Origin of the sequence: Caballeronia sp. GAFFF1, from assembly GCF_023630705.1 — a bacterium.
Lineage (GTDB): Bacteria > Pseudomonadota > Gammaproteobacteria > Burkholderiales > Burkholderiaceae > Caballeronia.
The window spans coordinates 240,298-254,091 of record NZ_JALQEM010000037.1 but is presented as its reverse complement, the minus strand read 5'-3'; the positions used below and the strand labels follow the sequence as shown (position 1 = coordinate 254,091).

The 13,794-nt window shown below is 57.4% G+C and carries 11 protein-coding genes; 10 read left to right on the top strand and 1 reads right to left on the bottom strand.

From position 1 onward, the window contains the following. The first annotated feature begins 35 nt into the window (after positions 1-35). The 8 genes from NCR37_RS23305 (at position 36) to NCR37_RS23270 (ending at position 10,622) form a co-directional block, all read left to right on the top strand. Entirely contained in the window at positions 36-1,517 is a 1,482-nt protein-coding gene (locus tag NCR37_RS23305) for a sugar ABC transporter ATP-binding protein (protein ID WP_250475166.1), read from the top strand. Positions 1,518-1,644: 127 nt separating this feature from the next. Continuing rightward, positions 1,645-2,595: an ABC transporter permease gene (locus NCR37_RS23300; RefSeq protein ID WP_250475165.1), complete on the top strand. Its 951-nt coding sequence runs from the start codon at positions 1,645-1,647 to the stop codon at positions 2,593-2,595. A 110-nt stretch (positions 2,596-2,705) separates the two neighbouring features. Then, a complete protein-coding gene (locus NCR37_RS23295) occupies positions 2,706-3,893 on the top strand; it encodes a sugar ABC transporter substrate-binding protein (protein ID WP_250475164.1) in 1,188 nt (395 codons plus the stop codon). Between the two features lie 196 nt (positions 3,894-4,089). Beyond that, positions 4,090-5,433, top strand: coding sequence for an amidohydrolase family protein (locus NCR37_RS23290; RefSeq protein WP_250475163.1), 1,344 nt, complete (start codon positions 4,090-4,092; stop codon positions 5,431-5,433). A 604-nt stretch (positions 5,434-6,037) separates the two neighbouring features. Beyond that, on the top strand, positions 6,038-7,204 hold the full coding sequence (locus NCR37_RS23285) for an alpha/beta hydrolase family protein (RefSeq protein WP_250475162.1): 1,167 nt from the start codon (positions 6,038-6,040) through the stop codon (positions 7,202-7,204). 388 nt (positions 7,205-7,592) lie between these two features. After that, entirely contained in the window at positions 7,593-8,636 is a 1,044-nt protein-coding gene (locus tag NCR37_RS23280; protein WP_250475161.1) for an SMP-30/gluconolactonase/LRE family protein, read from the top strand. Positions 8,637-8,983: 347 nt separating this feature from the next. Beyond that, positions 8,984-10,120, top strand: a complete 1,137-nt coding sequence (locus NCR37_RS23275; RefSeq protein ID WP_250475160.1) for a porin — start codon at positions 8,984-8,986, stop codon at positions 10,118-10,120. Positions 10,121-10,316: 196 nt separating this feature from the next. Further along, on the top strand, positions 10,317-10,622 hold the full coding sequence (locus tag NCR37_RS23270) for a putative quinol monooxygenase (RefSeq protein WP_250475159.1): 306 nt from the start codon (positions 10,317-10,319) through the stop codon (positions 10,620-10,622). Positions 10,623-10,718: 96 nt separating this feature from the next. Here the strand turns inward: NCR37_RS23270 and fabF are convergent, their stop codons facing one another. Next, positions 10,719-11,984 (bottom strand): beta-ketoacyl-ACP synthase II, encoded by a 1,266-nt coding sequence (gene fabF / locus NCR37_RS23265; RefSeq protein ID WP_250475158.1) that lies wholly within the window; start codon positions 11,982-11,984, stop codon positions 10,719-10,721. Between the two features lie 90 nt (positions 11,985-12,074). On the opposite strand from fabF, the gene NCR37_RS23260 reads away from it, so the two are divergent. Both NCR37_RS23260 and NCR37_RS23255 read left to right on the top strand, forming a co-directional pair. Beyond that, positions 12,075-13,196, top strand: coding sequence for an AraC family transcriptional regulator (locus tag NCR37_RS23260; protein ID WP_250475157.1), 1,122 nt, complete (start codon positions 12,075-12,077; stop codon positions 13,194-13,196). A gap of 238 nt (positions 13,197-13,434) precedes the next feature. Beyond that, the gene (locus NCR37_RS23255; protein WP_250475156.1) at positions 13,435-13,767 is read left to right on the top strand and encodes a hypothetical protein; all 333 of its coding nucleotides are present in this window, start codon (positions 13,435-13,437) and stop codon (positions 13,765-13,767) included. Positions 13,768-13,794: the final 27 nt, after the last annotated feature.

The following is a 13,794-nucleotide window of genomic DNA, read 5'->3' as shown; positions in this document are numbered from 1 at the left end:
ACAAGGGCCCGCGGAGCAGGGTTCAAATCTCGGAGTTGTCGAAGACGTTCCCTGGAACGCGCGCGCTTGATAACGTAAGTCTCGACATCCGTGCGGGAGAGATTCATGCGCTCGTCGGCGGCAACGGCTCCGGTAAGTCCACGCTTATTAAGATATTGAGCGGAGTCTACAAGGGAGACCCCGGCGGAAGCTTGCGCATCGACGATCTCGAGATAAGGGCGGAGGAGACCAGTCCGGCACTTGCCAGGAAGGGCAACGTGCACGTTGTTCACCAAGATCTTGGGGTATTCCTGGATATGTCGGTGTCAGAGAACCTGGCACTGGGTTCTCACTACGAGCGCGGTTGGTCTCAAGGGATCGATTGGCGCGCACTCAAAAAGCGCTCGGTATCACTGATCCGCAAATTTGAGATCAATGCTGCTCCCGACGCGGAGCTCAGATCACTAGGGCCTGCTGTTCGAACGCAAGTCGCAATCGCTCGTGCGCTTCAAGGGCAAGCGGACTCGAGCAGCGGGCTGCTGATCCTCGATGAACCGACTGCCTCCCTCCCCGCTCACGAGGTCGAGGCGCTCCTCGCTCAACTGAAGCGATATGCGGCGCAGGGTCAAGCCATCCTTTATGTCAGTCATCGGTTGGACGAGATCCTGGCAATTGCCGACCGAGTGTCCGCACTTCGTGACGGAAAGCTAGTTGGCACATACGACGCGTCGGCAATCAGCGAGAAGTTTCTGATCGAACTGATAGTTGGCGACAAGGTGCAATCAGCGGCTAGAGCGCCATCCCAGGATCGTCGATCGAATGTGCGATTCGAAGCGAAGGACCTGGCGGTCGGCCCCCTCAGAGGTGTCGCGTTCGATGTTCACGAAGGTGAAATAGTCGGAGTCGCTGGACTACTAGGTTCCGGTCGAACGGAACTTCTTCGATCGATTTTCGGCGACCTTCCGCTCAGCGAAGGTGAGATGCGTTTGGACGGAAGCGCCCATCGACCAGTATCGCCCTCTGCAGCCATTCAGGCGGGAGTGATATATGTCCCGGAGGACCGTGTCAACGACGCGGCGTTCATGGACCAAACAATAGCCAGCAATATCGCGATGCCGGCGTTGCATCGATACTTCAACGGCGGGCGGATCAAGCAGGATCAGATAGACCGGGACGCTAGTGAAGATATTAAGGAGTTTCTCGTCAAAGCGAATGATGGGAAGGCGCTCCTCTCGACCCTATCGGGCGGAAACCAACAGAAGGTAGTAATGGCAAGGTGGCTCCGCCTCCGACCTCGACTCATGCTGCTCGATGAACCGACGCAAGGCGTTGACATTGGAGCGAGAGCTGAAATCTACAAACTGATTCGGGCGGCAACTGATGGCGGCTCAGCCGCCATCGTGGTTGCCTCGGATTTCGAGGAACTGACCGCAGTGTGTGACCGAATCTTGGTGATTCGTGAAGGACGAGTGTTCGCCGAACTGCAGGGTAGCGAAACCACACCGCATGAAGTCGCTCAACTAACGCTCGGCTTGTGAAGGGGGAAATATGGAAGGAACGCGGGTGGCAAAAGGACGAGTCCATCGGTCTCATGACGATGGGGATCGCGTGATCGGAGTCAATAAGGGGCCGGCCCTGCGGCGCCGAAAAAGTTTGGAGGGGGTCATGAGGCGACTCGAGCAATTCGGTCTTCCGTTACTAATGCTGTTGGTCGTAGTCGCTCTTTCTTTCAACGAAACCACGGGCGCCGTTTTCAGAAGCCCGGCCAATATTAACAACTTGCTCGGCAATCAGTCTGTCACGGCTTTAGTTGCTCTTGCAATGGTCGTGCCGCTGATAGCAAGGTATTTTGACCTATCAGTGAGCGCAATAACAGGGGTATCGAACATTGCCGTTGCTTCAGCGCTCAGTTCTTTTCACTTCCCGATTTGGGCTGCTATTCTGGTGGGGATTGCAGCGGGAGCGATCATCGGGTTCGTCAACGGTTTCCTGGTGGCCAAGGTCCGGCTAAACGGTTTCGTCGTTACCCTTGGCACGTATTCCGTTCTACTTGGCCTTGTTACCTGGTACACGGATGGACGCCCAATCACTGCTGGCATTCCGCCTCGCTTTGCGCAGTGGAGCTCAGAGGCATTCATTGGCCTTCCGCGACCATTCATTATCTTGGTCGTCATAGCATTAACGGTTTGGTACCTCCTCACGCAATTGCCGTTCGGGAGAAGACTAGAAGCGATCGGTTCTAACGAAAGCGCAGCGCGTTTGGTTGGCATTTCCACCACCAGAACAGTATGGCTTGCATTCGTAATCTCCGGGGTGCTTGCGGGGGCTGGCGGCGCCCTGCAGACATCGCGCGGGGGCGCAGGTGACCCCTCCGTTGGGACTGCCTTCCTCTTTCCGGCGCTGACTGCGGTGTTTCTGGGTGCGACGATGATCAAGCCGGGAAAGTACAACGTGTGGGGCACGGTGATCGGAATCTTCTTTGTCGCCACCAGCGTAAGCGGATTGACCCTCCTCGGCGCAGACGTCTGGGTGCAGCCAGTGTTTAACGGGGCATGTTTGGTCGCTGCTGTTACCCTCTCGACGATTATCGCGCGCACTCGTGACGCGTCTGCTTGACGTCAAGAAAACAGAGTATTGGCAGGCAGTGAAGCGAATTTTATGCCGTGACCAACGCACGGCGAGAAGGTCGGGCTTATCAAGCGATAACATAAAATCAGGAGACGGAAGTGAAAGTTAATCGACGCGGAAGCACTGCTGCACGAGTAGTAAGGATTGCAGACGGAGCACTGATTGCCGCCATTTCGACGGCATCGTTCGCTGCTACAACCGGTGCTGATCCCGCACATATTTATGCGCCCGGCATTCCAACGCTCGCGCAGCTTTATGAGGCGAGCGAATATCCACCTCCAGCCAACGGACCGAAGCTGCCGCCAAACAAGAGTGTGATCTTTCTGTCATGCGGTCAGTTGGCCGTTGGTTGCGCGGGTCCGGCCGTTGCAATGGAGAAAATCGCAAAGCGGATATCGTGGAAGTACAAGATTATCGACGGTGCATTCGGTGTAAATGACGGTTACAACTCGGGAATGCGCCAAGCGATCGCCCTGAAGCCCGACGCGATCGTTGTGCACGGGATCGCCTGTACGCAGATAACGCAACCTCTGAAGGAGGCAAAGGCTGCGGGCATTCCGGTTGTTAACCTGCAAGGTGCTGATTGTGACGACCCGAAGACGCAAGGGGGCCCGTCAGAATCATTATTCGTTAATGTGCAGTTCAACAAAGATTTCAAAACGGCCGCCGACTTTTTCTATCAAGCGGGATTCACACAAGCGTCGTACGTCATCGACGCGACGCAAGGTCACGCACGAGTCGTCCGCGACAAGTACACCGGTAGTTTGCAGGGCTTCTATCAGGCTGCCGGGCAGGACGCTGCATTCGCTAAGTGTAGCGACTGCAAGGTAGTTGGGACCGTTGAGTGGGGTCCGACAGATGGCGGCGCAGGCGGAGTCTTGAACCAAAAATTCAGAACTCTTCTCATCAGGTTCCCAGACGCTAACGCAGCAGTCTTCTCGTATGACAGCGTGGCGACAACTTTCGGACTAGCGAAGGCAATCGCAGATGCGGGTCGACAACGATCAATGATTGTTGTCGCTGGAGAAGGCTACGCGCCAGCCCAACAAATGATCCGCGAGGGGGCAGTGACGGCGGACGTCGGCCAAAGCTCGGAGTGGATGGCATGGGCCGCGATCGACACGATGAACCGGTTCTTCAATAAGTCGCCGATAGTCCCCGAGGGCATCGGGTATCGGGTCATCGACGCGAATCATAACCTGTCGCGTGAGGGCCAGGACTATTCGCCACCGAACCCGCCGATCGATCTGCAAGGGACTTACTTGAGGAGCTGGGGCGTTAAATGATGGCTACCAGGTAAGAGACGACTGTTGGGGATTCGCCAGCTTGCCCTTCAGTGTTACCGCGCGTTTGGAGAGTCTCGTCACCTGTACCGAGCGACCGACGTTCGCATTGCATATACGGCGGGCGTCTCGCCGTGCGGCGCAGTTCCACCTATCCATCGCACGTTCGAGGCGGTTTTAGTTTTCGTGAGGTTTTACCATGACCGATAGGATTGTTGTACGCGGAGGTTTCGTCCTCAGCATGAGTTCAGGGCCCAACGACGGGCGACTCGACGTTCTCATCGAGGGCGGACGCATCTCGGCAATCGATACGTGTATTCCGTCGGATGGCGCGACCGTGATAAACGCCGAAGGCTGCATCGTGATGCCTGGGCTAATCGACGCGCATCGGCACCTGTGGTACACCGCATTGCGTGCAGAGACGATGGACCACACGATCAGCGACCTCGCGAAGGGGCTTTGGCCCGGCGTCGGCGGGAACATTACGCCTGACGACATCTATTCGGCGACACGTGCTGGGATCGTCGATGCTCTCAACATGGGCATCACAACGGTGATGGACTATTGCCACGCTGTCAATACGGATGAGCATGCTGAACGAGCCATCGACGCTCACCTTGGACTCCCGGGTCGAGCACTGTTTGCATATGGCCCCTCCATCGCCCAGAAGATGAAGGAGTTCTCTGGAGAGACGCCCGTTACAGCTTGGTCGCACGCCGTGGAAGTGCAAAAACGACTTGGCGAATGCACGCGTATGTCCCTCGCACTCGCTGTGCAAGGGCCGTTTGCATCCGGGCGAAGTGGCTTTGAGCATGATCTAGGGACCGCGCGTGACATGGGCGTACCGATCACTGCGCATATTGCGTCGGTTGCGGGCGGACCGACTGATGGGGAAATACGCTCGCTTGACGAATGGGGCCTACTTGGGCCCGATATGCAGTTCATTCACTGTACCGGATCTTCAGACCACGAGTTCGCAAGGTTACGTGAGTGCGGAGTTCAGGTCGCTGTTTCACCAATGGCCGAGCTCTTCTTAGGGATGGGAGTGCCTCCACTGACACGTATGCGTCGGGCGGGACTGACGCCTGCCATAAGCGCCGATGCAGTCATCGGTTCGTCCGGTGACCTTTTTGAGGAGGCACGCGCAGGTCTGATGGCGGCCCGCGGCGCGGCAATCAGCGAGGTGATCAGTCGTGGCTCCCCCGTTTCGAACAAGGATCAACTTGAGATGACCACAATGGATGCAGTCGCATCCATTACATCGCGGGCTGCGGCAGCCGTCTTCATGTCCGACAGCATTGGCACCCTGGAGGTAGGGAAAAAGGCCGATCTGATTGCAGTTTCGCATCGCGGCTTCGAACCGGCTACTGCTGAAGAGGCGGCATCCCTGCTGGTAGGGACGTGTGCGGCGTCGGACGTAAATGCGGTAGTGGTCGATGGCGTAGTGGTCAAGGAGCACGGAAGGCTAGTCGACATTGACACTCAATCGATCCGCGACGAATTGGCCAAGACCCGACGAAAGATGAAATCATACTTTTCGTGAATCCGGGTATCGCCGCGCTTAGCGGACGGCGAGCAGTGTCGGCGCGATGGTCGCAATTTTGGCGGGCGCACAGCCTACGGCCGGTTGTCGAGTCCGAGCTTCGTTCGCCGCACGCCGGCCACGGATCGACTTCCGTTTATGCAGAAATCAGTGCTTAGGTTGGTACTTCTGGCTACTGCCGAGCGGCACGCACTCTTGTGGTAACAGGAGCTTGAACCGATCGGAGGGAATCCTGAGAGGGCTCAGGTGCCCCACTACCGCCGGCCTGAGCGAAACCGCGCGGGTGGGAATACGGTGCCCGTTCATAGATGAGGGTCAATGATCTTCGTCCGCTCCTGCGGCAGAGTTTATCGAACGGGTGATAACGGTTTTTTGTTCGGCGCTGCTGGTCAGTTCTCGCAACCCTAACTGAATGCGCCGTCGCTTTTCAGGCGCGTCGGCCTCTCCATACAATGCGCTCGGCAATCCTACGCATGCTCCAAAACCCTGACGCAACTTGAAAGCCGTTGACGTTGAAGCTTATACATACGTATAGTCAAACAAACTCGTAGGCGCGGTAACGCCGCACCGTTCATGCAACAACAGCCCGAAACGGAGGCTCACAATGTTTGAGTATTTCGACGACGTCTATTCATGGAATCTCGCCACCACCATGGTCCTCAACTCGGGCGGCGAGATCTCCGAGGTGCACGACGCGCTGTCCCCGGTCAAGCGTTCGCTGGCGGAAGGATCTGAACAAGCGAACGAAGCGTTTTGCCAAGCATGGCGCAGTGCAGCGGAGAGGGTAGAACGGCTCGCGGAGGCTGATGTGGCCAACGGGAATCTCCGAGCGGCCGGCGGAAAGTACGCCAGAGCCGCCGGTTATTACTTCGCCGCCGAACGGCAGATGTCCGCTGACGATCCGGATCGGACGGCGCTGTATCGAATCATGCTCAGGTCGTTCTCGAAGTACGTTGAATTGCGGCGCGAACCGTGCGAACGGGTCGAAATACCCTACGAGAATGGGGCGACCCTTCCAGCACTCTACGTCCGGGGCAAGGGAACAGCCGAAAAGAAGCCCTGTATGGTCCATTTTGACGGTCTGGACGTGAACAAGGAGTGGATCTACCTGACCGGTTTGCCTCAGGAGCTGGCGGAGCGCGGCGTATCGACCCTCATTGTTGATCATCCGGGTGTTGGAGAGGCGCTGCGCATGCGCGAACTGAAAGGCATGGTTGAGACGGAGCGTGCCGCGTCCCGTTGCGTCGACTGGCTCCAGACGCAACCCGACGTCGACCCGGACCGTATTGGGATGATGGCGCTTAGCCTCGGAGGTTACTACGCGATGCGATCAGTTGCATTCGAGCCTCGATTCGCCTGCGGCGTCGCATGGGGCGCTATGTACGATTTCGGGGCGGTGAGTCGAGGGCTGGTCGCCGACGGGACTCACAAATCCGTGCGTAATATCCTGCATCACCTGCTATGGCTCACAGGTACCGAAAGCCAGGAAGAAGCGCTGGCGATCACGAGCCGGATGACACTGAACGGAATCCTCGATCGAATCCATTGCCCAATCCTGATCGTGCATGGCGAGAACGACCGGCAGGTGCCACTTGATGCCGCGAAGCGTGTTGTGGCCGAAGCAGTCAACAGCCCCAATAAAGAACTAAAAGTCCACACGATTGCCGAAGGCGGAAGCGAACATTGCAGCGTCGACAACGTGAGCATCACAACAGACTACATGGCGCACTGGATCGCACGTACCCTTGGTGCCCCTAAAGAGCTGGCGTAGCGGAAGCGCACTTGGATGCTCCTCGAGCATAAGTTGCTCGATACGATCAACGGCACGTCTCCGCAGATCTTCCGGTGACGTGCATGTTGGCATGGGGACAAGTCTTCTCCGATCGTCGTAGCTAGCCGCAAGAAGTGAAACCGCGAACCGATGTTGATAACCATCCGGTAATAGCGTGCGATGCCGTCCTTCGTCGCGTCGTGTGACGTAAGCAGTCCTTATGACGCGACTCCGCGAGAAAAGCGCTAGAGCCAGACTGTGGGGACCGAGTGGCCCCATCCACCAACCGGGAGTCTCCGGTCGTTTGGCCGAACTAGTCCTATAAACATCAGGACCAGGTTTCATGCGTTTAACGTCCAGCGCGTCAACTCTGAAAGTGAGCCGAATAATGAACGCAACAAATCCAATCGATGAGTTCACCGTCGATCGCGAAAGTATCGGCTATGTCGGTCGCGACCTACAGCGGCCCGAATGCATCTTGGCCGAACGCGACGGGACGCTCTGGGCAGCCGACGCCCGTGGTGGCGTGACCCGTATCGCTGCCGACGGCACGCAGGAGTTCATTGGCCAGCGCGAAAGCGCCCAGTTCTCGATGCAGCAGTCGCCTGATTGCGCTTCTCTGGAGGCGAAGTTCACGCAGGGCACCCTTCCCAATGGACTCGCGTTCGCCGCCAACGGTGACATTGTGATCGCCAACTTCGGCACCGACGTCCTCGAGATCATGACAAGAGGCGGCGAGACTCGCACGCTGTATGACACGATCGATGGGCTGCCTATCGGTAAGGTGAACTTCGTGCTTCGCGACTCAAAGAACAGGCTCTGGGTGACTATATCCACCCGGACTAATCCGTGGACCAAAGCGGCTGCTTCACGCGTGAGCGATGGGTATGTCGCGGTTGTCGAGGGAAGTCGGATACGCGTGGTAGCGGAAGGTCTCTATTTCACCAACGAGCTGCGTCTCGATGCGAGCGAGCAATGGCTCTATGTTGTTGAAACAACGGGCCCTCACATTTCGAGAATGCGCCTGGACGAATCAGACCCGTCGGAAGTTCGTCTTGTCGACCGTGAGATATTTGGACCGTCGCATCTCGGAGGAATGCCGGACGGAATTGCCTTTGATGTCTACGGCAATTTGTGGTGCACCTTGGTCATGGTAGATCAGTTGATCGCGTTGACACCCAATGGAGAGAAGAAGGTCCTCTTGGACGACGGCAACGACACGGCGAGTGCGTTGCTGTTGAAGCGCATGGCATCTGGCACGCTGCAACCGCAAGACATGCACAACGCGCACGGAACCATTGCGCCTTGGATGGCAAGCATTACGTTTGGGGGCGCCGATCTCAAGACGGTGTACATCGGCAGCCTGAAGGGTACGCGCATCCCCTATTTCAGGTCTCCGGTGGCGGGACTGCCGTTGGTTCATTGGCGTTAAAGACTTATGCGCCGCGCAAGATGCTTAGGTGGCAGAGCAGGTTCAGAGTGGGCGAGGCCACGTATAGAGCGGGCGATCGACTCTACGGCTCTTAGCACCGCTTGTTTCTTAGGCCATGACTACCGGTGGCGATGCCTTCCCCTTCTCGCCCGGTGATCGAGCGGGAGCACGAAGCGGAGGAACGCGAAGGCGTAGCTCGCCGTGATGCAAAACGATACGCCGGTTAAGTAGCCTGCGTTTTGGGCCCTGGTGCAGCAGAGCAGGTGATGGACCGTTTGGTAACCAATCACCGTACAGCCAGCATCTTTGTCAGTCCTACCACTATTAACAACACGTTTGGAGACGTCATGAAAAAGCTTGGACTCGTATGTTTTCTGGCGCTTAGTGCTGGCTCGAAAGTCTTCGCTCAAAGCAGCGTCACGTTATACGGAGTTATTGATGAGGGTGTTGGTTTTACCAATAACGCCGGAGGGCATCAGGCGTGGCAGATGCAAAGCGGCTATGTGTACGGAAGCCGGTGGGGCCTGAAAGGCTCAGAAGATTTGGGCGCTGGGCTCAAAGCACTTTTCACACTGGAAAATGGGTTCGATGTGAACTCTGGAGCGGCCGCTCAGTCGGGAAGAATGTTTGGACGGCAAGCTTATGTCGGCGTGGCTAGCGATCAATTGGGGACGGTTACTTTAGGCCGCCAGTACGATTCAGTCGTCGACTATCTGGCGCCGCTTACAGCGAATGGTGGATATGCCGGGTGGCCGTTTTCCCACCCATTCGACAATGACAACACTGACAATTCTTTCCGGTTGAACAATGCGGCGAAATACACAAGCAATAATTATGGCGGCCTTCGCTTCGGCGGTGCCTATGCGTTCAGCAACCAGGCGGGCGGTTTTTCAAACAATCGCGCATATAGCGCGGGAGTAAGTTTTTCAGGCGGAAGTCTCTCAGCCGCCGCCGCGTACCTTCAAGCTAACAATCCCGGAGCATCAAGTGCCGGCGGGTTGGCGACTGACGATACCAACTTTGTAGCAAGCCGGCAACGTGTTTGGGGCGCAGGTTTGTCCTATACGTTGGGCCAGGCGAAGGCAGGGTTTGTGTATTCTCATACTACGCTTGATAGCCCTTCCGCATCAGTCTATCTCGGACGGCTGCCGGTTGGCCTTACCTCCGGCAAGTTCGACAACTTCGAGGTCAATGCAACCTATCAGTTCTCGCCTTCCCTATCGGCGCTCGCCATGTACACGTACACCAAGGGAACTTTCGATGCCAATGCACAGCAGGTGAAACGGAACTGGCACCAAGGCGGCTTGATGGTTGACTATTTCGTCTCGAAGCGAACAGATGTGTATGCGCAAGCGGTCTATCAGCAGACAACCGGGGGATCGACCGGAACGGTTCTGGACGACGCATACATCGCGGGGGCGGCCGGCTTCTCCTCAAGCAACAAACAGATATTGGCGCGCGTAGGTATCAAACACGCCTTCTAGTGCCATAGCGCTGCGCGCATACATCACAGTTTCACTGCTACCTTCACTAAAGCCTGCGGTGGGAAACGCGGTGGTGAGACGTGCGCGCGCAAGGGGTGTTTTGTTGATCAATGCGGCAAAAGCCTTGTGCTCGCCTTAACATTGCCATCCGGAGTTAACTGCAGCGTGCCGAAAACATCGGACCAAAGGAGACTGTATGGCCTTGGAAGACCAGCCAGCGTACATCATTAAAATGCGCGCGAGGCCCGGACTTGGAGACAAGCTATTCAAGCTTGCCGCGATCGGAATGGAAAAGTCCGGAGCTTCGGACCGTTACATCATTCTCCGGGAGGACGGCGACCCTGACGTATTGTGGAACGTCGAGATCTTTAGGTCCGACGCAGACAAGGACGGCTACGAGAATAGCTCTCTGGCCGACGAGCTTCGAGACGAAATTCTGGACCTGCTAGTAGAACCGCCAATTCGTATAGCGGCCCATCCGTATGCGGTTGCGCCAAAGTGAAGCCTGGGCGACGGGTTGCCAGTAGCCCGCATTCGCCGAGAAAACAATGCGCTCATTCGGTCGACACTCCACTCGGCGCTTACCCAGGGAACAGCCTCAAAGCCGTCCAAATAACAGGCTGGCGTTTACGCCGCCAAAGCCGAAGCTATTCGAAAGAGCAAAGTCGATCGCTACTTCGCGAGCGGTGCCACTGACGATATCGACGCCCGTCGAGGCGGGATCGGGCCGGGTCAGGTTTAGTGTGGGCGGCGCAATCTGGTCGCGAAGAGCGAGTACCGTGAAGATTGCTTGGACGCCACCAGCGGCTCCTAGCAGATGTCCGGTCGATCCTTTAGTGGCAGACACCGCGGGGCTACGAGTTCCGAAGACTGCTCGAATGGCTGCGAGCTCGCTAGCGTCGCCAACTGGCGTTGACGTGGCATGAGCGTTCAAGTGTCCAATCTGGTTCGGCGTAACGTTCGCCTGCTGCATCGCCAACTCCATGGCGCGTCGTCCTCCAGACCCGTCGCTAGGCGGGGACGTGAGGTGGTACGCGTCGGCGGTCGTCCCGTATCCCAAAAGTTCTGCGAGCGGCTCCGCACCGCGGCGCAACGCGTGTTCGAGTTCCTCGATGACTAGCATGCCGGCTCCTTCGCCCATGACAAATCCGTCTCGGTCGAGATCGAAAGGCCGAGATGCCTCGGTGGGACGCTCATTGAACCCGGTAGACATCGACCGTGCGGCGGCGAATGCCCCGAAGCTTACACGATCGATGCTGGCCTCTGCCCCTCCGCACACAGCTATGTCTGCTTCGCCAGCACGAATCGACCGGCAAGCGTCGCCAATAGCCTGAGCGCCGGCGGCGCACGCGGTGACAGGCGCGCCTAGTGGGCCTCGGAAGCCATGACGGATAGAGATGTGTCCCGCTGCCATATTCGCGAGAAAGTTCGGAACGGTAAAAGGAGATAGCCGTCTGGGACCACGCCCGTCAGTGGTCCTGACTGCGTCGACGATCGTTCCGAATCCGCCCACCCCCGAACCCGCAAATGTTGCAGTCCTTTCTCGTGCGTCATCCGAATCGGGGTGCCACCGCGCCTGGGTCAGAGCCTCCTGCGCTGCACAGAGGGCAAGCATACTGAACCGGTCCATCTTTTTCTGGTCCTTAGGCTCAGCAACTCGGGCGGCATCGAATCCGCTCGGGCAATCTGGCGTCCAGCTCGGTACGACGCCGGCGACCTTGGACGGGATCCCATCGATCACGGCTTCCGGCAGCGCAATGATCCCTGAGTGCCCATGCACGAGATGGCGCCATACGGCTTCCACTCCACATCCTAGGGGTGACACGACGCCCATACCTGTCACGACGACTCGCCTATTAGCCATTGCGGTTCCCTTTCCGTACAACCTTCCACGATGTGATTGACAAATGACGCCATCCAACGAGGCGCCCGACCGCGAGCAACGCCAGTTCTCGTGCTGATTATCGCGGGATACGCGTGGGAAAAGCTGACCGTCCGCGCCAAGCGATGTGCAAACTGCGCCATAATGTGCAACATGAAAGCGAAATGGCAAAGCGCCCTGACTCTCTCAGCGCACTTCCTGCACGAGATGCTCCGCGCTGTCCGCACTTACCACGGCGACAAGGCTGCGGCGCAGGTCCTCGCGAGTGCCGCGATCCCGCAGGCGTTGGTGCAACAGCCGGATGCGCGGCTGACGCGTCAGCAATACGCTGTGCTGTATAGGGCAATCGCGGCAAGGCTCGATGACGAGATGCTCGGGTTGTGGTCTCGTCCAATCCGTATCGGTACGCTGAAGTACCTAATGCTCAGTCTGTTGGACGCACCAACCGTACTGGTAGCCCTATATCGTTATGTCCGCTTCTGGAACCTGTTACTAGATGATTACCGGCTGCAGATCTCGACTAAGAACGATCTCGTGAGGCTTGCGCTCATCGGAAGAGCCCCTGGTACCGAGGTCGTGCCGCTCGGGCACGAGTTGATGATGAAACTGGTCCACGGCATAGCATCTTGGCTGGTCGGCAGAGAAATCACCCTGAATCGAGTTGAGTTTAGTTTCGCTAAGCCGAAGTACGCAGAGGACTATGCGATCCTCTATCCGTGCGACGTACGGTTCGATGCTGGCATAACGTGCGTCTATTTCAGCTACCAGGACTGCGCGGGAACATTTAAGCGGGAAAAACACGAGTTATGGGCGTTCCTAAAGCGCGCGCCGGAGGATTGGACGTTCGGTGCACTTCATAGAGTATCGATCGCGGCCCGAACACGCGAACATTTGGCGGGGAAGATGGCGCAGCCAACAACGATAACGGAAGTGGCCCGTGCGTTTCACACCTCCGTCCGTACGCTAAACCGCCGATTCGCTAACGAAGGAACCCATTTTCAGGCGGTCAAAGATGGGTTGCGGCGGGATATCGCTGTCCATCGGCTGACGAATTCGAACACAAGTGTCGAAGCGCTCGCTTCCGATCTCGGCTTCTCCGATGCTACGTCATTCTGCCGCGCGTTCAAGCAGTGGACCGGCAGCAGCCCTCTAGACTATCGAAGGCTCACCCGTGAGGGCGACAATGATGGTTGAAATGCAACACAGGCCCTAATGGCAGCCTTCGAGCGAACGATTTCTGCGAGCTCGGCGTCTATTGGGCGTCTCGTGGTTGCCGACATTCGCGAAGTCCGGTCGACCGCCCGTTGAAAGACGCGACGCCCGCAAGCGGGAAGAACACAAGAAATAGACTTGCATGCCGTTAACCACGTTAGAGTTGGTGTCGGCAGTCCGTTGACCGCCACCATGCAATCTCATACGGCGAAGAAAAGTCGTGCTGAAGCCGCTAGTCAATGTTTTCGTTATCGGCAAGACCTTGATTCAAGCCAAGGAAACAATGGTGAACTTCGCGATAGAAAAAGCGAAGTCGGAAGGAACGAACGTTGTTGCAGCCGAGCGAAAGGCGCATCTGCGTTTCTCGAATACGCCAAAAACCAATTGGCGCAACCGGCCAACAAGCGCCGTCCCGGCTCGTAGGCTAAAAGACCGGTGCTCGCGCGGACAGCGGCGAAGCCGGGCGGGTGAACTGTACTGCGGTCACAGCATCGCGGACGAGGTCAGTCGCGAGCGGTTTCTCGCCGCCTTAACACTGACGCGACCGACGTGATGGGCGGATCGTGCCCCAAATTTTGAT

What these genes read in the sequence shown, in the direction of transcription:
- NCR37_RS23300 (WP_250475165.1), top strand. Translation starts at nt 1,645, where the DNA reads ATGAGGCGACTCGAGCAATTCGGTCTTCCGTTACTAATGCTGTTGGTC.
- NCR37_RS23290 (WP_250475163.1), top strand. Translation starts at nt 4,090, where the DNA reads ATGACCGATAGGATTGTTGTACGCGGAGGTTTCGTCCTCAGCATGAGT.
- NCR37_RS23285 (WP_250475162.1), top strand. Translation starts at nt 6,038, where the DNA reads ATGTTTGAGTATTTCGACGACGTCTATTCATGGAATCTCGCCACCACC.
- NCR37_RS23280 (WP_250475161.1), top strand. Translation starts at nt 7,593, where the DNA reads ATGAACGCAACAAATCCAATCGATGAGTTCACCGTCGATCGCGAAAGT.
- NCR37_RS23275 (WP_250475160.1), top strand. Translation starts at nt 8,984, where the DNA reads ATGAAAAAGCTTGGACTCGTATGTTTTCTGGCGCTTAGTGCTGGCTCG.
- NCR37_RS23270 (WP_250475159.1), top strand. Translation starts at nt 10,317, where the DNA reads ATGGCCTTGGAAGACCAGCCAGCGTACATCATTAAAATGCGCGCGAGG.
- fabF (WP_250475158.1), bottom strand. Translation starts at nt 11,984, where the DNA reads ATGGCTAATAGGCGAGTCGTCGTGACAGGTATGGGCGTCGTGTCACCC.